This is a genomic window from Bacillota bacterium (assembly GCA_040754315.1).
GTDB lineage: Bacteria > Bacillota > Sulfobacillia > DUSP01 > JBFMCS01 > JBFMCS01.
In genome coordinates, this window is the sequence record JBFMCS010000014.1 from 145,216 (window position 1) to 169,428 (window position 24,213).

The following is a 24,213-nucleotide window of genomic DNA, read 5'->3' on the forward strand; positions in this document are numbered from 1 at the left end:
GCTCAGGTGAAAGTGAGGAGGTCATATTGTTCAGCCGGGGTAGGGTCCTGGATGTAAGCATTGAAGAGGAGATGCAGAAGTCCTACATCGACTACGCCATGAGCGTGATCGTGGCCAGGGCGCTACCAGATGTACGCGACGGCCTCAAGCCAGTCCACAGGCGGATCCTCTGGGCTATGCAGGAGATGGGCATGACCCACGATAAGCCATACAAGAAGGCGGCGAGGGTCGTGGGGGAGGTCCTGGGCAAGTACCACCCCCACGGAGACCTCTCGGTATATGATGCCGTGGTCCGGATGGTCCAGGCCTTTTCCAGCAGGTATCCCCTCCTGGATGGCCATGGGAACTTCGGCTCGGTTGACGGGGACTCGCCCGCAGCCATGCGTTACACTGAAGTGAGGATGAGCAGGTTAGCCTCGGAGATGCTTCGGGATATAGATAAAGACACCATTGACGTTGGCCCCAACTTTGATGACTCCCTGCAGGAACCGCTGGTTCTCCCATCACGCATCCCTAACCTGCTATGTAACGGGTCCTCGGGCATAGCCGTGGGCATGGCAACCAACATCCCGCCCCATAACATCTCGGAGGTCCTGGATGCAGTAATCGCCCTCATAGATAACCCTGAGATCTCTACCGAAGAGCTTATGGGACTGGTGAAAGGGCCTGACTTCCCCACAGGCGGCCTTATCCTCGGAAGCGAGGGCATCAGGGAGGCCTACGAAACCGGGAGGGGCATTGTAACCATGCGCGCGCAGGTGAGGATAGAGGAGAGCGAAAATGGCAAGCACCAGATACTTGTCACTGAGCTGCCCTACCAGGTCAACAAGGCACGCCTCCTGGAGCGCATCGCAGAGCTGGCCAGGGAGCGAAGGATTGAAGGAATAGCCGACCTCCGGGACGAGTCAGACCGGAGCGGGCTCAGGGTTGTCATCGAGCTCAAGCGGGATGCAAACGCCAACGTCATCCTGAACCAGTTGCTGAAACACACCCAGCTGCAGCAGACCTTTGGCATTATCATGCTGGCACTGGTCTCAGGCCGCCCAGCCGTGCTAAGGCTCAGAGACCTCCTGTGGCACTACCTGCAACACCAGAAGGACATAGTCACCAGGAGGAGCCGGTTCGAACTGGCCAAGACCGAGGCTAGGGCCCATATTCTCGAGGGGCTCAGGATTGCCTTGGACAACTTGGATGCTGTCATCAGCCTGATCCGGGCTTCACACACGGTGGACGAGGCTCGCCAAGGCCTTATGTCATCCTTTGCCCTCTCAGAGAAGCAGGCCCAGGCAATCCTTGAAATGAGGCTCCAGCGCCTAACCGGACTTGAGCGCTCCAAGATTGAGGAAGAGTACCAGGAGCTCCTCAAGACCATCGAATACCTCAGGGCGGTACTCTCCAGCGAGACCATGGTCTACCGCATTGTGAAAAAGGAGCTCTCGGAGATAAAAGACCGGTACGGGGATGAGAGGCGCACCATCATAGCCCCGGAAGAGGGGATTTTCGCTGTGGAGGACCTCATTGCCGAGGAAGATACCGTCATAGCCATTACCCACGGAGGTTACATCAAGCGTGCCCCTGTCACTGCCTACAGGAGCCAGCACAGGGGAGGCAGGGGAGTAACTGCCATACAGACCAAGGAAGAGGACTTCGTTGAACACCTTTTCGTTACTACCACGCACCACTACATGCTCATCTTCACCAGCTTGGGCCGGGTGTTCCGCCTCAAGGTACACGAGATCCCGGAGATGGGACGCCAGGCAAGAGGCATGGCGATGGTCAACCTTTTCCCAGTGGATCCCGGAGAATCCGTCACCGCAGTCATCCCCGTGAAAGACTTCGAAGGCAAGGGCTACCTGTTCATGTCGACAAGGAAGGGCTTTGCGAAGAAGACGCCGGTACAAGAGTTCGTCCACCTGAGGCGAGCCGGGCTTGCAGCCCTCACCCTATCGGAGGGGGATGAGCTTATATCTGTGCGAGCCACTGACGGTTCATCCGAGATGGTCCTGGCCACCGCCTCCGGCATGTGTCTAAGGTTCTCCGAGGATGATGTCCGGCCCATGGGCCGGACGGCCCGGGGGGTGAGAGGCATTCGCCTCAAGGCCGGCGATGAGGTCGTGGGCATGGAGCGAGTGGTTGAGGGCCGCGATGTGCTGGTGGTGGCCAGTGACGGCTTGGGCAAGTGCACTGCCCTGTCAGAGTACAGGCCTCGTTCTAGGGGAACACGAGGCATCAAGACGATGGAACTGTCTCGCCCAACCGGAAGTGCCCGGATGGTAGGCTTCCGGGTTGTAAGTGATACAGACGAGGTAATGCTGATATCGAACCAGGGCATTGCCATAAGGCTTCCGGTGAGCGACATCCGGAAGACCGGTCGCGTTGCCCGGGGCGTTACCTTGATTCGACTTGGCGAGGGTCAAGTGGTTGTGGCGTTGGCCACCGTTGCAGGCCAAAACGGTGGGAACTAGAAACGATGGGCGTTTATCTCCTGGATAGAGGGGCCGACCTGAGGCTGAAGTCAACCGGGGGCTCGCTCGCTGAGGCCCTCGCCCACCTTGTGCTCGGCATGTATGCCTTAATGGTGAAAGGGCCCGTCAAGCCCGTCCAGGAGTGGGTGGCCGAGGCTTCAGGCCCACGCTGCCTCGCGGTCCCAGACCTTCTCAACGAAGTTCTCTTCCTTTACGAGACGGAGGGGGCAATCGCCTCGTGTGTTGACATAAGGCTTGGCGAAGAAGGTATATCAGCCGTCCTTGCCGGAGAAACCTTTCAGCAGCATCGCCACCTGGCCATCAGAAACATCAAGGCCGCTACCTACCAAGACGTAATCGCGACGGACACCTCTGTTGAGGTTACCCTGGATGTGTAAGGAGTGATACAGCCTTGACCAGTGACTATAAGGGACCACTCACCCAGCGGGACGAGACAACCTGGGTAATCCCCGCCGACCCGGAGAGAGGCATGCGGGTCCCGGGGGTCATCTACGCTACTAGAGAGATGATCCAGGACATCCTGAGGGATCAAGCTCCCGAACAGGTTGCGAATGTAGCATGCCTGCCGGGAATAGTTAAGGCATCCCTAGCCATGCCCGATATCCACTGGGGGTATGGGTTCCCCATTGGCGGGGTGGCCGCGATGTCAATGGACCAGGGGGTGATAGCCCCAGGAGGCATCGGCTATGACATCAACTGCGGTGTCAGGCTGGTGTGTTCCAGCCTCAACAGGGCAGAGATCCAGCCCAGGCTGCACCGGGTGCTCGAGGAGATGTTCCGGAGCATTCCCTCGGGTGTGGGTTCAAAGGGAGCCATTTCCCTGAGCAAGCGGGACCTAGAGGAGGTGCTTCTAGGCGGGGCGCCATGGGCGGTCAAGCACGGTTACGGGGTAGACCGGGACGTCGAGTTTTGCGAAGAGCGAGGCCAGATGAGAGAAGCAGACCCGGAGCATGTAAGCGACAAGGCTCGGAAACGGGGACTTGATCAGCTGGGTACGCTCGGATCCGGCAATCACTTCATCGAAGTGGACGTGGTTGCCGAGATTCACGAGAGGGAACTGGCGGACGCCTTCGGGCTCAGTCCTGGGATGGTTGTATTCCAGGTACACTCAGGTTCCCGGGGCCTGGGACACCAGGTGTGTACAGATCACCTTAAAGTGATGTCCCGGGCTCTGGTGGATTATGGCGTACGCGTTCCGGATGCCCAGCTGGCCTGTGCCCCACTAGGGTCCCCGGAGGGACAGGCATACTACAAGGCCATGGCTTGCGCCGCAAACTTCGCCTGGGCGAACCGTCAATGCCTGACCCACTTCCTGAGGCAGGCTGTCGCCACGGCCCTGGGTTCCAGCCCAGGCGGGTTGGGGCTACACCTCGTGTATGATGTTGCCCACAATATTGCCAGGACCGAGGACCACCGGCTGGAGGGCAACCCCGTCATCTTGTGTGTCCACAGGAAGGGGGCCACCCGGTCCTTCGGCCCTGGGCATCCCTCGCTGCCTGCTGCATATCAATCATCCGGCCAGCCCGTACTGGTACCAGGGGACATGGGAAGGAAGTCCTGGGTACTGGCGGGAACCCAGGAATCCATGGGAAAGACCTTCGGCTCGACGTGTCACGGCTCAGGCAGGCTGCTCTCCAGGGCAGCCGCGAAGAAGGCCATAAAGGGTGCCTCCCTACGTAGCCGCCTCAAGGCAGAGGGGATCCTCGTAAGGGCCGGGAGCGATACAGCCTTGGCTGAGGAGGCCCCTGAGGCATACAAGGACGTGGATGACGTTGTGGGCGTAGTTGCCCGCGCCAACCTATCCCGGCTGGTGGCAGTCTTGAAGCCCCTGGCGGTTATGAAGGGATAGCCCGGCCCTGTCTTCGTGCGCTGCAAGGCGTTGCGGCGGGCGCTTCCTCTGTGATATATTGAAACCAATCTGAAAATGGCCAAAGGCGTGAAGAAGAGAGGACCAGTAGGCGTGCTCTCCGGGCAGAGAGCCGGCGGTTGGTGAAAGCCGGTCGAGGGGGTGTGCTGAATCCGCCTCTACAGCCCCGGGCGGACACAATCCAAGTCCGGCGGAGCCACCGTTAACGGCATTTAAGCGGGCCTTTTGGCCAAGTGGGGTGGCAACGCGGGAGGAACCTCTCGCCCCGATAGGGATATCGTGGGACGAGGGGTTAGTTTTCTAGAGGGGAGATGTGAAGATGTCCAGTGTGGAAGAACTAAGGGCATGGTACAGAGAGGCAAGGGCCAGTAGAGTGGTAGATGCCCTCAAGCGCCGGGGGTATTCAGCGTGTTACGTACCCGATGCGGCTGCAGCCCGGAAGAAGACCCTGGAGATAGTGCCACCCGGTTCATTGCTGGCCACTGGCGGCTCAATGACTCTTCGCCAGGCTGGCATCCTTGATGCCCTCCTGGACCGGGGCGACCACTTCATTACAGATCCATCCTTGCCCTACGGAGCTGAGCTCCTGGAACAGAGAAGGAAGGCCTTGAACTGCGACGTCTACCTCACCAGCACCAACGCGCTAACCGAGGACGGAGTGCTTGTCAACATCGATGGCACCGGCAACAGGGTGGCCTCCATGGTGTTTGGTCCCAGGACTGTGGTGATAATTGCGGGTGTGAACAAGATCACCGCAGACCTCGACGAGGCTATGCTGAGGGCGCGGCACTACGCCGCGGTGCTGAATGCAAAGAGGCTCAATTGCGACACACCCTGTGCCACTAAGGGCGAATGTTTGGATTGCCGGTCCCCCGGGCGGATCTGCAGGGTGCTGACCATCATGGAGAGATGTCCAGCGGAAACCGCTGTACAGGTAGTCCTGGTAGGAGAGGAACTAGGTTTCTAAGACTCACGGTGAAATGTCAAGGGGACCAAATTGGAAGATTTGAGACTTGCAGTCGTAGAAGGCAGCAAGAAGCCTTTCAGGCTACGGGTGCAGCTGGTGATCAAATGGTCGTCTTAACCGGTCACCTGCTTTTTGAAGTAGACTTGGCCCTTGCCGAGCAGTGCGTAGGCCAGACGGACAAACTTTCTAGCAGTCAAGACCAGGGCCCGCTTGTGCTGGTGCTTGGGAACCCGAGCGTACTTTGACTGGTAGAAGGCCCGGTATTCCTCGTTGTGCACCCGCAACGAGTTAGCCGCTTTTCCAGGTAGTAGCTGAGGTAACGGTTCCCGGTTTTTGTGAGTCTTCTTTCCTGGGCATCGAAGTCGCCGGATTGGTAGCGGGTCCAGGTAAGGCCGGCATACTGGGCAAGAGCCGCCTGGTCATGGAAACGGCGGATATCTCGAGCGCCGGGCCCGGTTCATAGACATTAGCGTTAAAAGGGCTCGAGTCGTTGGATGTAACAAGGAAATCACGCAGGTGGGCCCCATATACGGAGGTGGATTCAAGGCCGATCTCCAAGCGCGAAGCCTGCCTCTGTCTGGCCAGGTCAATCAGGAATGCCACGAGGCTACCTGCACCCACCAGGTCGTTATCGAAAGACCTCGCGGGACCGAGGCGGTTTCCGTCCTGGTCAATGCACAAAGCCACGAAGGAGTTAGCGCTAACATCGATGCCACAAAACACCGGAGACATTCTCTCTAGCCTCCTTCGGGTGGCAAAGTCTTGGGTCGTATCCCTGAGGGCTCGCTGTGCCTTCAACCTCGCGGGCCATGAGAACTCGGGTGCCTGTGCGCGGGTGCACCCTGAACCTGCTGACATCCAGGGGCACAAGGCCGCCGGCTCAGCTCACGGTCAGAAACGACCACCGAGTTTCGGGTCTCACTCTTTTTTGAGAAGTCACCGGCCATGCCAGGCTACAGGAGGGACCAAGAGTGACCCTGGCCAGCGCAGCTTGATTGTCTCAGGGGTACGCCCTCAAGATCAAGATCTGTCCCTATGTTGCATCTCAGTTTCCAACTCAAACTATACGAGGGGGACGGAGGATGGAATCAGCGGAGATCGGGGTCTTCGGCGGATCAGGGTTCTATGGTTTCCTGGAGGATTTCGAGGAACTCAAGGTAAACACGCCCTACGGAGCACCTAGTTCGAAGGTGGCGCTGGGGAAGGTCGGAACCAAGAACGTGGCGTTCCTGCCAAGGCACGGTGCGGACCACCAGTACCCGCCTCATGCCATCAACTACCGGGCTAACATCTGGGCCTTCCGGGAAGTGGGGGTCAAACGGGTCATCGGCCCCTGCGCAGCGGGAAGCCTCCAGCCCCATGTGAAGCCTGGTGAGTTCGTCATATGCGATCAGATGGTCGACAGGACCTGGGGCAGGAAAGACACCTTCTATGATGGACCCGTGACCACCCACGTGAGCTTCGCGGATCCCTATTGCCCCGAATGCCGGCAGGCAGCGGGTCGAGCAGCCTCACACTTGCGTATACCGTGCCACGACCGGGGAACAGTGGTGGTAATACAGGGCCCTCGGTTCTCCACCAAGGCCGAGAGCAAGTGGTTTGGTCAGATGGGCTGGGAGGTCATCAACATGACCCAGTATCCCGAGGCAATTCTCGCCCGGGAACTGGGCATGTGTTACGTGAACATCAGCCTCATAACCGACTACGATGTGGGGCTAGAGGGCTCCCCGGAGATCAAGCCCGTCACCCACGAGGAGGTCATTAGGGTCTTCCGCGAAAACAACCACCGGCTGAGGGGACTGCTCTTCCGAATGGTGGAGGAACTGGCGGATGACAGGACCTGTGAGTGTGAAGCCATAGCCAAGGCGGGAGGCATGGGATGAAAGACATATCACCGGTGGAGTACCGGGACGGCACCGTTGTACTCCTTGACCAGAGGGCCCTGCCGGGTGAGGTCCGCTACGTCCAGTGCAGAACGGTAACGGAAATGGCCGAGGCCATACGGAACCTTACGGTAAGGGGAGCCCCTGCCATAGGGGTGAGCGCCGCCTACGGCATGGCCATGGCGGCTCGGCAGGCTCCCGGCGACCTTCAGGTCGCACTGGACGAGGCTGCCAGCATGCTGGCAGGCACACGCCCCACCGCAGTGAACCTGTTCTGGGCTATCAACAGGATGCAGGCGAAGGCGCGAGGCCTCGTGGGCATGCCCAGGGAGGAGGTGGTAGCTGTTCTGGAGAACGAGGCCAAGGCTATCCACGACGAGGATGTCTCAATGAACCGGCGGATTGGACATCACGGCGCAGGCCTTATTCGAGAAGGGGCAGGTGTCCTCACGCACTGCAACGCTGGGGCCCTGGCAACAGGGGGGTTCGGGACCGCGCTGGGTGTGGTGCGGGCGGCCTTTGAGGCTGGGACCAGGTTCAGGGTGTTGGCCACGGAGACCAGGCCTGTGCTCCAGGGGGCGAGGCTGACTACCTGGGAACTCACACAGGACGGGATTCCTGTGACACTTATCACCGACAGCATGGCGGCGCACTTCATGGCGGTTGGGCAGGTGGATCTAGTGGTAGTTGGAGCTGACCGGATTGCGGCAAACGGGGATGTGGCAAACAAGATCGGTACCTACGGCCTGTCGGTGCTAGCTCGCGCACATGGCATACCCCTCTACGTCGCGGCGCCGTGTTCTACCATGGACCTGTCCATTCCAGACGGAACCTCAATAGCCATTGAGGAGAGAGACCCAGAAGAGGTAAGAAGCATAGGAGGGAAGAGCGTTGCTCCCAGGGAGGTTCCCGTGCTTAACCCAGCCTTTGACATTACGCCGGCCCGTTACATCACTGGCATCATCAGTGAGCGAGGGGTCTTGAGGCCGCCATACGAGATGAGCCTCAAAGCGGCCATGCTAGACTAGGAGGTAGTATCGGCATGCTGGATATCAAGTTCATCAGGCAGAACCCGGATACGGTGAAGGATGCGATCGGGAAGAAGGGTATGGGCAGCGAGATAGATGTGGATGCCCTCCTTGCCCTGGATGAGAACAGGCGCTCCCTCCTTCTGGAGGTTGAGGAGCTCAAGAGCCTCAGGAACCGCGTATCCGAAGAGGTGGGTCACAAAAGGAAGTGCGGCGAAGACATCAAGGACCTGACCGAGAACATGAGATTTGTGTCTCAGAAGATCAAGGATCTGGATGCGAATCTTGCGGAGGTCCAAGCCGAAATTGACGAGAGGCTTCTATGGATTCCCAATGTGCCGCACCCCTCCGCGCCAGTGGGTCCCGACGAAACCTGCAACGTTGAAGTGAAAAAGTGGGGGACCCCTAGACACTTCCAGTTTGCTCCCAAAGGCCACTGGGAACTCGGAACTGATCTGGGCATACTGGATTTCGAGCGTGCCGCCAAGATCACGGGAGCCCGGTTCACCGTGTTCCAGGGCATGGGCGCCCGGCTCGTCAGGGCTATCATAGCGTTCATGATAGACCTGCACACGACTGAACACGGTTACCAGGAGGTTCTGCCCCCATTCATGGTCAACCGGGATTCAATGATTGGTACTGGGCAGCTACCCAAGTTCGAGGAGGATACCTTTAAGCTTAGGGAACAGGACTACTACCTTGTTCCCACAGCCGAGGTCCCGGTCACGAACCTTCATCGCGATGAGATCCTGAATGCAGAGGACCTTCCCATCTACTACGTGGCCTACACTCCCTGCTTCCGGTCTGAGGCTGGCTCGCACGGGAGAGATACCCGGGGGCTCATCCGCCAGCACCAGTTTGACAAGGTAGAAATGGTGAAGTTCGTGACTCCCGAGACCTCCTATGACGAGCTTGAGGCCCTGACAGACAACGCTGCCGAGGTTCTCAGGAGGTTACATCTTCCATATAGGATAATTGAAATGTGCACGGGAGACATGGGGTTCACCCAGACAAAGAAGTATGATGTTGAGGTATGGATGCCTAGCTATAAGCGGTATGTAGAGATCTCGTCTTGCAGCAACTTCACAGATTTCCAGGCGCGCAGGGCAGGTATTCGCTATAGGCCAGCCCAGGGAGCTAAGCCTGAATTCGTGCACACGCTTAATGGATCGGGCCTGGCGGTGGGGCGTACGCTCGCTGCCATTATTGAGAACTGCCAGACTGCAGATGGCACTGTGGATATACCAGAAGCCCTCCAGCCCTACATGGGCGGGCTTCAGGTCGTGACCGGAGCCAGCCAGAGACCTATTGGCTTGTTGGGGTGAACTGCCTGTAAGACAAGGGTTTTCGGGCTCCTAGACGGATTGACACTGCCATGATGCTGTGTTAGATTGGGGCTGATAAGTAACGGGGCGTAACCAGGCTGGCCCAGAGCGTGCCGCCAGTCCTGGTGGGCGGACCGCTGAATGCCTGTGTCCCCAGTGTCCCGCTGAGTTCATAATAAGGGCTGGTTAACCGGAGGGGTGGCGGAGCGGTTGAACGCGGCGGTCTTGAAAACCGTTGTGGGTGCAAGCCCACCGTGGGTTCGAATCCCACCCCCTCCGCCATGAGAACTTGGCGAGTACCTACCTTTTAGTGCTGCTCCACCCGGGGCGTCGTGTGATGCCAGATTACAAGAGACCTGCCGGGACGAGCCAGCATGAGCCTGGAAAACCCTGTTTACCAGCGGTGTAGCCAGAATTGCCGGCATTATCGAAAAGACGCCAGGCCCGAGTTCGTTGTGTTTCCCATCGCTGTGTGATATTATATCTAGGCAGTGGAGAGAGCGATCTGGAGGGGTGGCTGAGCGGCCGAAAGCAGCCGCCTGCTAAGCGGTTGAGGGGATGATGATCTCCTCCGTGGGTTCGAATCCCACCCCCTCCGCCATAGTGCGCCCGTAGCTCAGCTGGACAGAGTAACGGACTACGAATCCGGGGGCCGCAGGTTCGAATCCTGCCGGGCGCACCATCTAACTATGCAGAGTCTCGCTACCGTTTTGCGCCCGTAGCTCAGGCGGACAGAGCAGGGGTTTCCTAAACCCCGTGCCGGGGGTTCGAGTCCTCCCGGGCGCACCATGCTTTTTCGCAGGGGAACTGTGGTTTATGGAGCATGAAGCCTTCATGAGCATGGCTCTTGCGGAGGCCCGGAAGGCCTTCGAGGCCAGGGAGGTACCTATCGGTGCCGTCGTGGTCCTGGATGGCCAGGTTATAGGCCGGGGCCACAACCTCAGGGAGAGACTGCAAGACCCCACGGCCCACGCAGAGATCCTAGCGATTCGCGAGGCAGGCTTGAGGGCTAGGGGCTGGAGACTCACCGGCAGCACGCTCTACGTCACAGTGGAGCCCTGTCCTATGTGTTTCGGCGCCGCATTGCAGGCGCGAGTGGAGAGGTTAGTGTACGGGGCGAAGGATCCGAAGGCAGGGGCTTGCGGGTCAGTCGTGGATCTGGCTCTGGCTGAGGGTTTCAACCATAAGGTCGAGGTCATACCCGGTATCTTGGAGTCAGAATGCAGATCTCTCCTAAGGGAGTTCTTCCAAAGGCTCCGGGTTGTTTCTGGAGGGATGCCGGAGCTGGCTGAACGGGCCCGTCTCGAAAACGGGTAGGCGGTTAGAAGCCGTCTCGTGGGTTCAAATCCCACTCCCTCCGCCATCTAACAACAGTCAAGCAGTGGAAGGGTGCCGGAGAGGCCGAACGGGCTCGCCTGGAGAGCGAGTAGACGGGCCAAATCCTGTCTCGTGGGTTCGAATCCCACCCCTTCCGCCATTGTTTTCGTATTGGCCGTGCTAGACGGGGAGGTAGCGGTGCCCTGTAACCCGCAACCCGCTACAGCGGGGTCGATGCCTGGCCGAGGCCGTATCCCTTCAGGGCTGGCCTGAAAAAGGAGCAAGGAAGATCGGGTCCTGCGCAACGGAAGACCGTAAACCCCGCCAGGCCTGGAAGGGAGCAGCGGTAAGCGGAGTCTTGCGTGTGCCGCAGGCGCGCCTGATCGGAGCCACCTGCTCAGGTAACGCCTGGAGAGTGAGGTCGGAGCCAGGTGCACGGCCAGAAGACCACAGGGTGCGAAGTCATTCGCACCCTTCTTGATGTCTTCTGTTGCGCGAGCCCAGGAAATCGATGTGAAGGGAAAGCCCCTTGAGGGGTAGAAGACTCCAATAGGGAGGGGCACATCTTGACATATACAGCCTTGTACCGCGAGTGGAGACCCAAGACCTTCAAGGAGGTCGTGGGTCAGGAACACATAACGCGTACACTGAGAAACGCACTTGCCGCTGATCGTGCGGCTCACGCCTACATCTTCACGGGACCCCGGGGTACAGGTAAAACCAGTGTTGCCAAGATACTGGCAAGGGCAGTCAACTGCGAGAAGGGCGCAGCCCAGGAGCCCTGCTCCACATGTAGCGTCTGCCACGCCATAGCCAACGGTACCTGTATGGACGTAATTGAGATTGATGCGGCCTCGAACCGGGGGATAGGAGAAATCCGCGACCTGAGAGAGAAGGTCAAGTACTCCCCCATAGACTGCCGGATGAAGGTTTATATCATTGACGAGGTTCACATGCTAACACCAGAGGCCTTTAATGCCCTCCTGAAGACCCTCGAGGAGCCTCCCGAGCACGCCATGTTCGTCCTTGCCACCACAGAGCCCCACAGGGTGCCCCCGACTATACTATCCCGGTGCCAGCGGTTTGACTTTCACCGTCTCTCAGAAGCGGAAATCAGGCAGCGCCTTGCAGACGTTGCGGCAAGGATCGGGGTCAGTGTATCTGATGGCGCGATGGAGACCATAGCAAGAAGGGCCGAGGGTTCTCTCAGGGATGCCCTTGGGCTCCTTGACCAGTGCGCTGTGTACGCAGAGGGGGACGTAAAAAGAGACGACGTTCTGGAAGTGCTGGGGCGGGTCGGGCGCAACGTTGTGTACCAGTTGGCTGAGGCAATAGGAAGAGGGGATGTGGCGTCTGCGCTAGGCCAGATCGATCTCTTCGCCCGCCAGGGGGTAGATCTTGGGCAGTTTCTCGAGGATCTGAGAGACCATTTCCGGGACCTCCTCGTACTACTCTCCGTCAGGGATCCGGCAGGCCTCGTAGACCTGAGTTCTGAGGACGACGCGCTCTATCGCGAACAGGCCAGGGTTTTCGGGAAGGAGCGCATATTGAGCGCGCTTGACCTGCTCTCCAAGGCTGGCGGTGAGATACGGTTTTCTGGTCGGCCGCAGTTGTGGCTTGAACTGTTTGCGGTGAGATTGTGCCATGCTCGTGGATATGAAGAAGAGACGGCTTGCGCTGCGATGCCGTGCCAGGAGAAGCCCAAGAAGGCTGGACCGGCCAAGGCACGGGCGGCCGGGTCCTCCCCCGGGGGTGTGACCTTGGACACGGTGGAGGGCGTGTGGCAGGAGGTAATGCTCCAAGCCAGGAAACTACACGCGCCCTTGCAGGCCCTGCTTCTTGATGCCAAGCCCACGGCCGTGGAAGGGGAGACCCTCGTTCTCTGCTTTCGCACCGCGTTCCACAAAGGGGCTATGGAGAGGGCATCCAACGCGCGAATGCTGGGCGACATCTTGGAGAGCATGGTGGGACAGCGGCTGAAGATATCTTGCCAGCTACGCGGGGACTCCCAGGCAGTCCAGAGCCCTTCGCCACCTGCAGGTGATCCCCTGGATGTGGTGGCAGAGGTTTTTGGCGGAGCTCTTGTAGACCTCGAGGATAATGAAGAGGGGAGTTAATATAAAATGGGACTTGATATGGGCAAGATGCTCAAGCAGATCCAGCGGATGCAATCAGACATGGCGAAGATGCAGGCTGAGCTAGGTGAGAAAACAGTGGAGGCCTCAGCTGGCGGCGGCATGATAGCCGCCACCTTTAATGGTAACCTGGAACTCAAGGACATCAAGATTGCCCGGGATGTCATAGACCCGGATGATCCCGAAATGCTCCAAGACCTGGTTCTGGCATGCGTCAATGACGGATTGAAGCAGGCCAGGGAAATGGTGAACAGAGAGATGTCGAAGATTACCGGGGGCTTGAACATTCCCGGATTGATGTAAACGGGAGGGTGTCTATGTACTATCCCCGCCCCATGGCAAAGCTTATAGAGGAGCTCAGCCGGTTACCGGGTATAGGCCCCAAGACCGCCCAGCGCCTAGCGTTTCACCTCCTCAACCGGCCACCGGACGATGTGAGGCGACTGGCGACAGCCCTGACCGATGCCAGAGAGAGGCTGAGGTACTGTTCTATTTGCTTCAACCTGACGGATACCGACTCCTGCGCCATGTGCACCGGCGGGCGTGACGAGACCGTGATCTGTGTAGTGGAGGAGCCTAGGGATGTGGCTGCAATGGAGAGGACTCGGGAGTTCCGAGGCCTTTACCATGTGCTGCATGGTGCCATATCCCCCATGGACGGGATAGGTCCGGAGAACCTAAAGGTAAAGGAACTGCTTTCCCGCCTTGATGCTTCTCAGGTGCAGGAGGTAATCATTGCTACCAATCCCAACATTGAAGGGGAAGCCACCGCTATGTACTTGGCCAGGCTGATCAAGCCCCTGGGCATCAGGATTACCAGGATCGCCCACGGAATCCCTGTCGGGGGCGACCTGGAGTATGCTGATGAAGTCACGCTTACTAAGGCGCTGGAAGGCCGCCGTTCCCTATAGGGGCATAGGCACCTGCCTTGTGACCCTGCCTCTGTTCCCGCCAGCCAGGGACCTTATCGAATCGCTCCCAGTTCCTGAATAGAATACCCAGTTTTTGGCTATCCTTGCTTCTGGGGAGAATCCGTGAACCCTTGCGTATCTTAGGGTAGAGGGTCTTCCTGGAGGGATGGAAGATGCACAGGATCCTATCCTTTTTCTCGGGTTTGGCCGCCCGGCTGGTACCCCATGATGAGGAAGTGGTCCAGGCCGAGGCTCCAGGACTGCTTCGAGCAGTGGAAGAAGCCCGGAGAGAGTGGATGGTAGCCAAGGCTCACTTCGAGAACGTCTCAGACCCAGAACTAGTCGACCATGCCATTTACTTGATGGAGGCTGCCCAGCGAAAATACATGTGTGTGCTCAGGCAAGCCCGGGAGGAAAATGTGACCCACCCGCTAGAGCCATAGCATAAGTTTGTCCCCGAACCATACCATGAAGTAGACAGTGCCTTCGTGGGAGGCAAGGGGACATCATGGATAATAGCATGCTACTGGCCTACGGAGCTGGACTTGTTCTGCTCTACTTCCTTATCCGGGTGCTTTGGATACCCGCCAAGTTACTGGTTTCCCTAGCCTATCACATGGCCCTTGGCGGGTTAGGCCTCTTCGTTTTCAATCTAGTAGCCTCTTACTTTGGAGCCCACCTACCCATCAACCTCGCTACGGCTGCCATTGCCGGTTACCTTGGCGTTCCCGGTGTTGCTCTCCTCGTCATCGTCCAGCGGATTGTCTAGAGCGTTGACCGGGCATATTCTCTAGTGCTATCATTCTAGCGGATACCATAATAAGATTGGGAACAAGCAAAGTGGGTCATACCCATACGACGAGATGGCCGAGTGCGCCCTGGGACTGTTTCGAGAGATGCCTTATGACGCCCTCGGCGGCAACCTGGGTGTGCGGTTGCGAGCGGCGTCTCCTTTCTTGATTGCACCTTCAGGGTCCACAAGGCTAGCCTAAGGCCGGAGGACATGGTGGAGGTGGACACAAGAGGGCCGATCCTTTGGAGGAAGGCCTTCGGAAGAATGGCGCATGCACATGGCTGTGTACCGGACAAGCTCCCCTGTAAGTGCCATCATCCATACCCACTTCCCCCATTCCTTGGCCTGTACTGCCTTGGGCGTCCCAATAATGATTGTTGCCATAAGCAGCGAGTCGCTGTCTTCTATCCGCCGGATACCAAGAGTGCCTCGGGCTCCCAAGACCTGGCCTTCACTGAGAACCTGGACAGCGCGGAAGAGGTTGTGTTCTGCCTGGAAAATGCGGCAAGAATGTCGCTAGTGCCCGCCTCCTTGGGACGGGATGGGTCTATTGCGATTCCGGCGCTGCTCCAGAGCGTATCATTGACTGTAGATGGGTAGTTTGCTACACTCTTATAGGACTGCGGCAAACCGCAAATCCGGCGGAGAAGGCAAATGATTGGCTTTGAGCCCTGGGCTGGGGCTTCACGATAGCCGATCCTGGTGGATCGCAATTTGCTTTTTGCGACGCCCCGGGGAGAGAGTCGAATAGGAGTCCCATCGGAATTCGATGCACGGGGAGGTAGAGGAGTTGCCGGAGCTCATCGAGATTCGATGGCATGCCAGGGGCGGTCAAGGTGCGAAGACCGCCGCTGTCATGCTGGCGGAGGCAGCATCGGCCGCAGGCAGGTACATCCAAGGGTTTCCCGAATACGGGCCAGAGCGAATGGGAGCACCCATACTGGCCTTTAACAGGATAAGCGAGGCACCCATCACCCTTCACTGCAATGTGGCGAACCCGAAGCTCGTTGTTGTACTGGACCCCACGCTCATCGGGTCAACAGACGTCACGCGTGGGCTTGAACCGGGAGGCACCGTGATTGTCAACACCCCGCATGGCCCGGAGGAGATGAGACAAAGACTCGGGCTTGATGAGGCTTACCACGTTTATACGCTGGATGCCAGTCGCATATCCTTACAGACCATCGGGAGAGACATACCCAACACACCAATGATGGGGGCGCTGATGAGGGTCACCGGAATGCTGTCCCGGGAGGATTTCTTGAACCTGATGAAGCATGAGCTGCACAAGAAGTTCAAGGCGAGGGAAGAGATCGTGAAAGGCAATCTTGAAGCCATGGACCGGGCGTTCCAGGAGGTGAAGGGCGAATGACCGCGAAGCGGGAGCGGGTGTTGCCTGAGAACACTGGGTGGAAGGACTTGCCCAGGGGGGCCGTTATACTGCAGGCTGGCAATGCTGAGGCCTATGAGACAGGCGCATGGAGGACATACAAGCCCATCTGGCACAAAGACAAGTGCATCCAGTGCCTGAGGTGCTGGATATTCTGCCCGGATTCCTCCATCATCGTGTCCGATGGGAAGGTAACAGGCATCGACTACCAGCACTGCAAGGGGTGCGGCATATGTGAGATGGAATGCCCCGAGAAGGTGCACGCCATAGACATGCTCAGTGAGAGTGAGTCTGCCATGGGAGAGGGGGCCTAAAGATGGGGAACAGGGTGGCCCTGACTGGCAATGAAGCTGTAGCCTTGGCCATGAAGCAGATCGATCCTGATGTGGTGGCTGCGTATCCCATCACACCTCAGACTGACATAGTCCAGTACTTTTCAAGCTTCGTGAGCGATGGCAAGGTAAGGACGGAATTCGTTACCGTGGAGAGCGAGCACAGCGCAATGAGCGCCACCATAGCTGCGAGCTCGGCGGGTGCCAGGGCCATGACGGCCACATCCTCCCAGGGCCTCGCGCTGATGTGGGAAATGCTGTACATAGCGGCATCTTACAGGAATCCCATCGTGATGCCAGTGGTGAACAGGGCACTCTCCGGTCCAATCAACATACACTGCGACCATAGTGATACCATGGGTGCCCGGGACTCTGGGTGGCTCCAGCTGTATTCGGAGAACGCCCAGGAGGTCTATGACAACATGATACAGGCCGTTCGCATATCGGAGCACCCCGATGTGCTCTTGCCGGCTATGGTATGCCAGGATGGCTTTATCACTAGTCACGGGCTGGAGAACCTTGTGGTTGAGGACGATGCGCTGGTGCGTGGTTTTGTCGGGGAGTACAAGCCAGAACATAGCCTCCTTGAGCCCAAACGGCCCATGACAGTAGGGCCGCTGGCGCTTCAGAACTACTACTTCGAGTTCCGGAAGCAACAGGCTGAAGCCATGCACCGAGCCAAGCCAATCATCTTGGACATTGCCCGGGAGTACGAGAGGCTGACCGGGAGGAGATATGGCCTGTTCGAAGCGTACCAGATGGACCAGGCGGAAGTGGCAGTGGTGGTCCTGAATTCCACAGCTGGCACAGCCAAGGTCGTGGTGAACGAGTTCCGCAAGAGGGGAGTCAAGGCCGGCCTTCTCAAGCTCCGCGTGCTGCGCCCATTCCCCCGGGAGGAACTCATTGAGTCACTCAGGGGCCTGAAGGCCTTCTCAGTGATGGACAGGGCCGACAGCTACTCCTGCCTTGGCGGTCCCCTGTTCACGGAGATCCGTTCAATAATGTACGAGGAAGCCACCAAGCCAATAGCCCAGGGTTTTGTATACGGCCTGGGTGGTAGGGATGTGGGGCTTGACGATATCAGGGCAGTCTACCAGTCCACCGTTGAGGCTGCAGAGGCAGGCAAGGGACAATCCGACGTCGCCTATATCGGCGTTAGAGAGTGAGGGATTTCTATGGCGACCCTTAAAGAGCTTACAAGGAAGCCCGAGCTCCTGACAGGGGGACATCGCCTCTGCGCAGGTTGCGGTGCTTCCATCGTTGTGAGGCAATTGCTCAAGGCAGCGGACACTCCGCTGGTACTCGCCAATGCCACAGGATGCCTTGAGGTTGCCACGACCATCTACCCCTATACGGCTTGGCGTGCATCATGGATGCACTCAGCCTTTGAGAATGCGGCGGCCACCATCTCCGGTATTGAGGCAGCGTACAAGTCACTGAAGAGGCAGGGGAAGATCCAGGAAGACATCAAGTTCGTTGCCTTCGCAGGAGACGGAGGAACCTACGACATAGGGTTCCAGGCTCTCTCCGGGGCCGCTGAACGAGGCCACAAGATGGTGTACGTCTGCTATGACAACGGCGCCTACATGAACACTGGGATCCAGCGCTCCAGCTCCACTCCCTTAGGGGCTGACACCACAACAAGCCCCGCGGGAAGCAAGGTGCCGGGTAAGACAATGCATAGGAAGGACCTGTCAGCCATAATGGCTGCTCACAACATACCTTACGTGGCCCAGGTGTCTCCCAGCCACTGGTCAGATGCGGTGAAGAAGATGGAGAAGGCCCTGGCGGCCGATGGCCCCGCATTCATAAACGCGCTGGCGCCCTGCCCAAGGGGCTGGCGCACTCAGACCAGTGAGACCATAGACCTGTGCCGGCTGGCAGTAGACACCTGTTACTGGCCCCTTTATGAAGTAGAGGACGGTGTATGGAGGCTAACGCAGAAACCAAAGGAGAAGAAGCCCCTGGAAGAGTGGCTAAAGAGGCAAGGGCGGTTCCGGCACCTGTTCAAGGGAAATAATAAGGCTATCCTGGATGAGCTGCAGGGATGGGTTGACAGGAACTGGGAGAGTCTGCTGAAGCGCTGCGAGACAGGCTAGGAGGTACACCTGTGACTGTTAGGGTGCGATTTGCTCCTTCCCCAACGGGATACCTGCATATCGGAGGAGCGAGAACAGTCCTTTTCAACTGGCTATTTGCACGCAAGCACGGTGGCACCTTGGTGCTGAGGGTGGAAGACACCGACACGGAACGCACTCTGGAGGATTCCTGCCGCCAGATCCTGGATAGCCTAAAGTGGCTGGGACTAAACTGGGACGAGGGGCCCGAGGTGGGGGGCCCCTACGGGCCCTACTGGCAGTCACAGCGCAAGGACCTTTACCGGGAAGCCGCCATGGAACTGCTAGAGACAGGCTTAGCGTATCACTGTTACTGTTCCCCACAGGAACTAGAGCAACGCAGGAATGAAGCAAGGAAGAGAGGGGATCTATCGAGATACGATGGGCGTTGCCGGGAGATTACCTCCTTGGAGAGACAGGCCTTGGAGGCCCAGGGAAGGTCATGGGTGTTGAGACTTCGGACCCCGGACAGCGGTGCCACTATCGTTAGCGACTTGATCGGGGGTAACGTGACCTTTGACAATCTAGTCATTGGTGACTTCGTCATCATGAAGTCTGACGGCATGCCCACCTACAACTTCGCTTGTGTAGTGGATGACGTCGGTATGAAGATTACCCACGTTATCAGGGGTGACGAGCATGTCTCCAATACACCCCGCCAAGTCATGATCTACCAAGCCCTGGACCTTCCGGTTCCCGCATTTGCTCACGTGCCTATGATACTGGCGGCAGACCGGAGCAAGCTCAGCAAGCGACACGGGGCCACCAGCGTCGAGGAGTTTCGCGAGGCAGGCTTCCTTCCTGAGGCCATCCTGAACTACCTGGTTCTCCTTGGCTGGTCCCCTGGGGATGATCAGGAATTCATGGACATACCTGAGATGGTCGATAAGTTTTCCCTCGACAGGATATCGTCCACGCCGGCCATTTATGACGTTACCAAGCTGGCGTGGATGAACGGGCACTATCTAAGGCAGGCAGACCCAGAGCGCCTGGCCCAGCTGAGCATCCCTCACCTACAGAAGACTGGGTTGGTCCCGGCGGACATCACCGCGGAGGAGAGGGCTCAGGTCAAGGAACTGGTGTCTGTGGTTTCCGAGAGAGTCCGGACGCTCGAAGAGGTGCCCGACGCCATATCCTACTTCCTTTCAGAGGATTGGGACTATGACCAAGGGGGCGTGGTAAAGCACTTTGCCCGGGAGGGTGTCTTAGATCTCCTGGAAAAGGCGTACGATGTTCTTAAGCAATTGCCCGATTTCTCACTAGAGACGGTGGAAAGCGCCTACAGGGGCCTCATAGATACCCTGGGAATCTCCGGCGGTTTCCTTATACACCCGACACGGCTCGCCCTTACTGGCAGGACCGTTGGCCCAGGCCTATTCCACATCATGTCTCTCCTCGGAAAGGATACTACACTTAGAAGGCTGAAACGAGCCATTGAATGGGTCAGGAGGACTGTGGCTGAGAACAACAGCGCCCAGGCATCTGCCCAAGATGACCCTGGCAAGGTTGATGCGAGGCGACCAACATGATATAATTAGCCATACGCTGGGGAGTGGTCTAGTGGTAGTGACGCCAGACTCTGGATCTGGCTGCGGTGGTTCGAATCCACCCTCCCCAGCCAAGTAAACGAGAGCATAGCGGCTTAGTGAACCCGCCTGTCCGGGCGGGTTTTTGCTTCGCGGTTGCCCAATGGTTGCCCAAATGCGGAATCGAGCTTGCACGCGGCCTCTTCCTGCAGGCCTGGGAGGACGTGGGAATAGGTGTCCATGGTGATGCTGATGGTGCTGTGCCCGAGGCGCTCCTGGACCACTTTGGGATGCACGCCCTGGGCAAGCAGTACCGTGGCGTGACTGTGCCGGAGCGCGTGGAAGGTAACGTCAGGGAAGCCCGCCCGGGCGGCCAGGGTCTTGAAGCGGCGCGTCACGCCGCAACGGTCAAGGGGCTTACCATCGGAATTGCAGAAGACCAGTCCATGGTCATGGTAAGGGTATCCGATCTCCGCAATCATTTTCCGGTTCTGTGGCTGTTCTGCCTGGACGGCCAGGAGTGTCTCAACGAGCAAGGTCGGCATGGCGGTCGCCCGCCGCCCTTTCTCGGTCTTAGGTTCTTTGAACGAGTGGCCTTCCCCCGGAATCCGCTGCAGCGCCTGGCGCACATAGATGGTGCCGGCTTCCAGGCCCACATCGTCCCGCCGGAGGGCCAGCAGCTCGCCCTGGCGCATGCCCGTATATACAGCGGCGCGAATAAGGTACCGGTCCCGGTGGTGCAAGGCGTCGGCTGTCTCCAGGATGCGTGCAATGTCATGCGGCCCCAGGGCTTTGACCTGGGGGCGTTTCGGCTTCGGGGGTTCGGCGGCGTCCGCCGGGTTTACCGGGATCAGGCGCCATTTGACGGCATGCTTGAGCGCTTCCCGCAAGACCGCATGGTGGTACCGCACGGACCGCGGGGAGAGGCCACCCTTTCCGTCACGGCGGCCTGCCTCCAGCGCCCTGGCGTAGTAGCGCTGGATGAACATGGGCTGGATCCTGGACAACTGCAGGGAACCAAGCGCGGGTAGAAGGTGCTTCATGACGACATCCCTGTAGCCGTTAAACGTGAGGGGGGCCAGGTTGGGCTTCGCGTACGCCTCCAGCCAGTGTTCCAGGTACTCCCCCAACGTGACCTTAGCCGGGTCAATGTACGTCCCTGTCTCGATCTCCGCGATGAGCTGGTGGAGGACCCGCTCCGCCTCCCGCTTCGGGCCCTTCACTGCCTTGGTGACGCGGACCCGCTTCCCCGTGAGGGGGTCGCAGCCGCCTTCTACTATCACCAGATATGAGGACTTGCGGCGCTTCTCAATGTGGCCGGGCATGACTACGCCTCCTTGGGGAGGAGGGCCCCATGCGACGTTGAAGGTGGCATCATCATACTGAATGACGGCCCAGGTGTCCTCAACCTCACCTAGTATCGGCTCTATCAGCCGAAATGTCTCACAAACGCGGTTCGCGCGAACCATCTTCCGTGAAACAGAAACACCTCTCCTGCCCATACGCGATCCACAGATAATCCATTAACTCTTGTACGATGGACAGGGTGTTGTACCTTAAATCGTCCACATAGGTATTCATTGAGTGGCTAAAAGCCGTTTCAGGAAAAGGTTGCTCATCAACCAACCATGACCCTGGATTTACGCTTAGTACAGTACCCTTGGTGTTTTCTAGAGTGAGGTATACCTGGACTGGCCCATGGTATCCGACAAAACTGTAGACTTCTCCAAAATACTGTAGGTACATGTGACAGATGTCTATCAATAATTTAGCCGGCAGTCGGATTTTCCCTTCATCGGGTTTAACTAAATGAAGGGGATGAATGTGCTCCAAGAACCCGGAAACCAAGATGCATGTTGCCCGGGTTGTTCTCTCGGATTGATGCGACAACTGTTCTTCGTAACCCCCGGGATATCGCTCTAGCCTACTCACCGCCTGAGTGAGCGTGCTATATGGCGAAGTCCCATTCAGTTTTGAGAGATCTCCAGGAGCAACCCGACGTGGGTCAATTAGATATTCTGAACCGAACAGCGGTATGACGGCCAAGGACGTAATACAAGTGCCTTCCCATATGGGGAATCGTAGAGAGCGATATATCTCATCCGCCATCTTTTTCGCTCGTGAAACACGAGAATAGGCCGTACGGACTTCGTCCTCTGTCATGGGCTCAGATTGAAAGTTCCTGCGTATATAGTAGCGACAGTCTTTTCCTAGAGTCACCATATGTGGTCCTGAGAAACTCTGTGGCACCTCTACGGCCAAAAAACCTGACTTTTGCAGCAACCGGAGCAGTAGAGCCGCCGAGGCCCTGTGTAGTAAGCACTCGGCGGCATTTTTATGTTACATAGAGTGGTTGCGTATTCAGGTTTTCTTGGTGGCCCCCAGGATTTTTTTAATGTCCCCTAGTCTAAGATACTTGCGGCTGAGATCTACGCCGAGTTTTTCGGTGATTGCTTTTGTGATCTCATCGGCGTGGTCGAAGACATACCAGTTTTCTTCGAGATGGCTTCCTGATGATTTGTTCAGGCTTTCCACGATCCTTGGGATGGAATATTTGTTTCCGAGGCACTGTGCCAACAGGCGGGCGATAACAAGAGCAACGAAACAGATAAGGAAATGCGCCTGTATGTGGTCATTGCGCGAAAGATAAACAGGGCGGGCTTCAAGGTCGCTTTTCGTGACTTTGAACGCCTCTTCGATACGCCATAGCCCGCGATAGATTTCGATGATCTCCTCGTCGCTCTTTTTCCACTCGCTGGTGACGATGGCGTAGTAGCCATCGAATTTTTCTTCCTCGCGCAATTTCTTCTCATCGAATACGGGCTTTTGCTTTGTAGTCATGATCTCGCCCGTATCCGGGTCGAAAACAAGATTCTTCACGTATTTCGCAGCACCGTAGGAGGTGGCCTTGTTGTATTTTGCAGGGTTGTTTGCCAGGTCCCGGGCTTTTAAGAGGACAGGTTCACGGTCAGCCTTTGCCTTGCGATCGTACTCGGAGCTGTAGAACACGACCTGTTTTTCGTCAATGCGGACTTTGCTTTTGCCTCCTCTGGCATTGCTGACGGCAATTTCGCGTGGATACAGCCTGGACTTGATTCTGTAATCATCGCCGATCTGCCTGTACCCGGAGCCGTCCAGGACGTAATCTTTGAGTTCCTTGTTTCCGCCGCGCACAGTTTGCGAATAGACATACCCATCACCTCGGACAAGGTTGAACGCGATGTTGTCCGCCGTGTTGACCCCCTTGTCCGCGACGACGATGGTGCGGCCGATCTCGTAATCCTTTTTCACTTTATCCAAGATTGGCATCAGGGTCTCGCAGTCATTGGTGTTGCCCGGGAAAAGATCATATAAGACAGGGATACCTTTTGTGTCCATGAGCAGCCCCATCTGCACGATCGGGTCCGGGCGGTGCTCTTTGGACACGCCCTTTCTTTTCATCTCGTCCTGCCTGTCGGTCTCGAAGTAGTAATTCGTGACGTCGTAATAAACCAGGTCGGTGCTTCTCCCGAATCTATTCTTCATCTGCCGGTGTAGATGCATCTGCAGGCCGTCGTTAAAAGTGACGGCCTGCGTAAGGCAGCGGTAGACATCGTCCAATGAGAACTTTGTGTTCTCAAAGTAGCGGTCTTTGTCCTCGTAGGTTTTTTTCTTGGACGCGGGGTCAAGGATCCGGGAGAAGACCAGGAGCTTCATGATGTTATTTGTGTTGAAGTCCGACTTAAACGATCTGGAGTTATTGTAGAAGAAAGTATTGAGGCCAAGTTCGTGGTAGAGTTTGCTGAGCGCAGCGTAGCCTATATTCTTCCGGTTGGCTTGGCTTTGGGTCAGAGTCTCTTTGGGATCGAGGCTGATTGCGACCGGCTGCTTTTCCAAAGCCGCTTTCTTGTTCATGTCCTCGACGACGCCCCTGAAATGGGCGATGGGGTCCGGGTACTCCTTTGCGAGATCATCGAGATACCCGAGGGATTTAACCGTTTTGTGCCTGACCTTTTTTGTCACAGGATCTCTATAGCCCTGAACGATTGAAAGATAACGACGGCCGTTGCTTTTGCCCACTTGCAGATTCATGGCAACACCTCCATATATAAGGCATTATACCATAATACTCAACGATTGGCAACTAGATATATCGT

At 57.5% G+C, this 24,213-nt stretch carries 20 protein-coding genes, 7 tRNA genes, 1 other RNA gene and 2 pseudogenes; 27 read left to right on the top strand and 3 right to left on the bottom strand.

Annotated features, from left to right (window positions below; all coding sequences use genetic code 11):
• The first annotated feature begins 23 nt into the window (after positions 1 to 23).
• From gyrA to AB1576_03190, 4 genes are all read left to right on the top strand, one after another.
• Entirely contained in the window at positions 24 to 2,465 is a 2,442-nt protein-coding gene (gene gyrA, locus AB1576_03175; GenBank protein MEW6080792.1) for a DNA gyrase subunit A, read from the top strand.
• A gap of 5 nt (positions 2,466 to 2,470) precedes the next feature.
• Positions 2,471 to 2,863, top strand: a complete 393-nt coding sequence (locus AB1576_03180) for an archease (protein ID MEW6080793.1) — start codon at positions 2,471 to 2,473, stop codon at positions 2,861 to 2,863.
• 14 nt (positions 2,864 to 2,877) lie between these two features.
• Positions 2,878 to 4,335, top strand: coding sequence for an RtcB family protein (locus tag AB1576_03185; GenBank protein ID MEW6080794.1), 1,458 nt, complete (start codon positions 2,878 to 2,880; stop codon positions 4,333 to 4,335).
• A 337-nt stretch (positions 4,336 to 4,672) separates the two neighbouring features.
• Positions 4,673 to 5,320 carry a lactate utilization protein gene (locus AB1576_03190; protein MEW6080795.1) on the top strand — a complete coding sequence of 216 codons (648 nt, stop codon included), beginning with the start codon at positions 4,673 to 4,675 and terminating at the stop codon, positions 5,318 to 5,320.
• Between the two features lie 113 nt (positions 5,321 to 5,433).
• Here AB1576_03190 and AB1576_03195 read toward each other — a convergent pair.
• Positions 5,434 to 6,052 (bottom strand): annotated as a pseudogene (locus tag AB1576_03195) (transposase).
• Positions 6,053 to 6,402: 350 nt separating this feature from the next.
• Between AB1576_03195 and AB1576_03200 the strand changes: the two are divergent.
• The 23 genes and pseudogenes from AB1576_03200 (at position 6,403) to AB1576_03310 (ending at position 20,172) form a co-directional block, all read left to right on the top strand.
• Positions 6,403 to 7,203, top strand: a complete 801-nt coding sequence (locus tag AB1576_03200) for an S-methyl-5'-thioadenosine phosphorylase (protein ID MEW6080796.1) — start codon at positions 6,403 to 6,405, stop codon at positions 7,201 to 7,203.
• Positions 7,200 to 8,231 (top strand): S-methyl-5-thioribose-1-phosphate isomerase, encoded by a 1,032-nt coding sequence (gene mtnA, locus AB1576_03205; GenBank protein ID MEW6080797.1) that lies wholly within the window; start codon positions 7,200 to 7,202, stop codon positions 8,229 to 8,231. Before AB1576_03200 ends, mtnA begins: the two co-directional genes overlap by 4 nt.
• A gap of 14 nt (positions 8,232 to 8,245) precedes the next feature.
• Positions 8,246 to 9,556, top strand: a complete 1,311-nt coding sequence (gene serS / locus AB1576_03210) for a serine--tRNA ligase (GenBank protein ID MEW6080798.1) — start codon at positions 8,246 to 8,248, stop codon at positions 9,554 to 9,556.
• Positions 9,557 to 9,748: 192 nt separating this feature from the next.
• Positions 9,749 to 9,838 (top strand) — tRNA-Ser (locus AB1576_03215).
• A 225-nt stretch (positions 9,839 to 10,063) separates the two neighbouring features.
• A tRNA-Ser gene (locus AB1576_03220) sits at positions 10,064 to 10,157 on the top strand.
• Positions 10,158 to 10,161: 4 nt separating this feature from the next.
• Positions 10,162 to 10,238 (top strand) — tRNA-Arg (locus AB1576_03225).
• Between the two features lie 30 nt (positions 10,239 to 10,268).
• A tRNA-Arg gene (locus tag AB1576_03230) sits at positions 10,269 to 10,345 on the top strand.
• 27 nt (positions 10,346 to 10,372) lie between these two features.
• Positions 10,373 to 10,873 (top strand): tRNA adenosine(34) deaminase TadA, encoded by a 501-nt coding sequence (gene tadA / locus AB1576_03235; GenBank protein ID MEW6080799.1) that lies wholly within the window; start codon positions 10,373 to 10,375, stop codon positions 10,871 to 10,873.
• Positions 10,826 to 10,919 (top strand) — tRNA-Ser (locus AB1576_03240). The genes tadA and AB1576_03240 overlap by 48 nt, the downstream gene beginning before the upstream one ends.
• Positions 10,920 to 10,939: 20 nt before the next feature.
• Positions 10,940 to 11,033 (top strand) — tRNA-Ser (locus AB1576_03245).
• A gap of 15 nt (positions 11,034 to 11,048) precedes the next feature.
• Positions 11,049 to 11,312, top strand: an RNA gene (gene ffs / locus AB1576_03250) — signal recognition particle sRNA large type.
• A 127-nt stretch (positions 11,313 to 11,439) separates the two neighbouring features.
• Positions 11,440 to 12,990, top strand: coding sequence for a DNA polymerase III subunit gamma/tau (gene dnaX / locus AB1576_03255; protein ID MEW6080800.1), 1,551 nt, complete (start codon positions 11,440 to 11,442; stop codon positions 12,988 to 12,990).
• A 6-nt stretch (positions 12,991 to 12,996) separates the two neighbouring features.
• On the top strand, positions 12,997 to 13,311 hold the full coding sequence (locus AB1576_03260; protein ID MEW6080801.1) for a YbaB/EbfC family nucleoid-associated protein: 315 nt from the start codon (positions 12,997 to 12,999) through the stop codon (positions 13,309 to 13,311).
• A 14-nt stretch (positions 13,312 to 13,325) separates the two neighbouring features.
• On the top strand, positions 13,326 to 13,919 hold the full coding sequence (recR, locus tag AB1576_03265) for a recombination mediator RecR (GenBank protein ID MEW6080802.1): 594 nt from the start codon (positions 13,326 to 13,328) through the stop codon (positions 13,917 to 13,919).
• 173 nt (positions 13,920 to 14,092) lie between these two features.
• Complete coding sequence (locus AB1576_03270; protein ID MEW6080803.1) at positions 14,093 to 14,362, top strand: YaaL family protein; 270 nt, start codon at positions 14,093 to 14,095, stop codon at positions 14,360 to 14,362.
• A 65-nt stretch (positions 14,363 to 14,427) separates the two neighbouring features.
• On the top strand, positions 14,428 to 14,688 hold the full coding sequence (locus tag AB1576_03275) for a pro-sigmaK processing inhibitor BofA family protein (protein MEW6080804.1): 261 nt from the start codon (positions 14,428 to 14,430) through the stop codon (positions 14,686 to 14,688).
• A gap of 280 nt (positions 14,689 to 14,968) precedes the next feature.
• A pseudogene (locus AB1576_03280) lies at positions 14,969 to 15,232 on the top strand (class II aldolase/adducin family protein).
• A 270-nt stretch (positions 15,233 to 15,502) separates the two neighbouring features.
• The gene (locus AB1576_03285) at positions 15,503 to 16,084 is read left to right on the top strand and encodes a 2-oxoacid:acceptor oxidoreductase family protein (GenBank protein ID MEW6080805.1); all 582 of its coding nucleotides are present in this window, start codon (positions 15,503 to 15,505) and stop codon (positions 16,082 to 16,084) included.
• Positions 16,081 to 16,416: a 4Fe-4S binding protein gene (locus AB1576_03290; GenBank protein MEW6080806.1), complete on the top strand. Its 336-nt coding sequence runs from the start codon at positions 16,081 to 16,083 to the stop codon at positions 16,414 to 16,416. The genes AB1576_03285 and AB1576_03290 overlap by 4 nt, the downstream gene beginning before the upstream one ends.
• A gap of 2 nt (positions 16,417 to 16,418) precedes the next feature.
• Positions 16,419 to 17,600: a pyruvate ferredoxin oxidoreductase gene (gene porA / locus AB1576_03295; protein ID MEW6080807.1), complete on the top strand. Its 1,182-nt coding sequence runs from the start codon at positions 16,419 to 16,421 to the stop codon at positions 17,598 to 17,600.
• 9 nt (positions 17,601 to 17,609) lie between these two features.
• Positions 17,610 to 18,533 carry a thiamine pyrophosphate-dependent enzyme gene (locus tag AB1576_03300; protein ID MEW6080808.1) on the top strand — a complete coding sequence of 308 codons (924 nt, stop codon included), beginning with the start codon at positions 17,610 to 17,612 and terminating at the stop codon, positions 18,531 to 18,533.
• Between the two features lie 23 nt (positions 18,534 to 18,556).
• The gene (gene gltX, locus AB1576_03305; GenBank protein ID MEW6080809.1) at positions 18,557 to 20,080 is read left to right on the top strand and encodes a glutamate--tRNA ligase; all 1,524 of its coding nucleotides are present in this window, start codon (positions 18,557 to 18,559) and stop codon (positions 20,078 to 20,080) included.
• A gap of 17 nt (positions 20,081 to 20,097) precedes the next feature.
• Positions 20,098 to 20,172: transfer RNA gene (locus AB1576_03310), tRNA-Gln, on the top strand.
• A 21-nt stretch (positions 20,173 to 20,193) separates the two neighbouring features.
• Here AB1576_03310 and AB1576_03315 read toward each other — a convergent pair.
• Complete coding sequence (locus tag AB1576_03315) at positions 20,194 to 21,402, bottom strand: tyrosine-type recombinase/integrase (protein MEW6080810.1); 1,209 nt, start codon at positions 21,400 to 21,402, stop codon at positions 20,194 to 20,196.
• Positions 21,403 to 22,438: 1,036 nt separating this feature from the next.
• The gene (locus tag AB1576_03320) at positions 22,439 to 24,148 is read right to left on the bottom strand and encodes an IS1634 family transposase (GenBank protein ID MEW6080811.1); all 1,710 of its coding nucleotides are present in this window, start codon (positions 24,146 to 24,148) and stop codon (positions 22,439 to 22,441) included.
• Between the last annotated feature and the right edge of the window lie 65 nt (positions 24,149 to 24,213).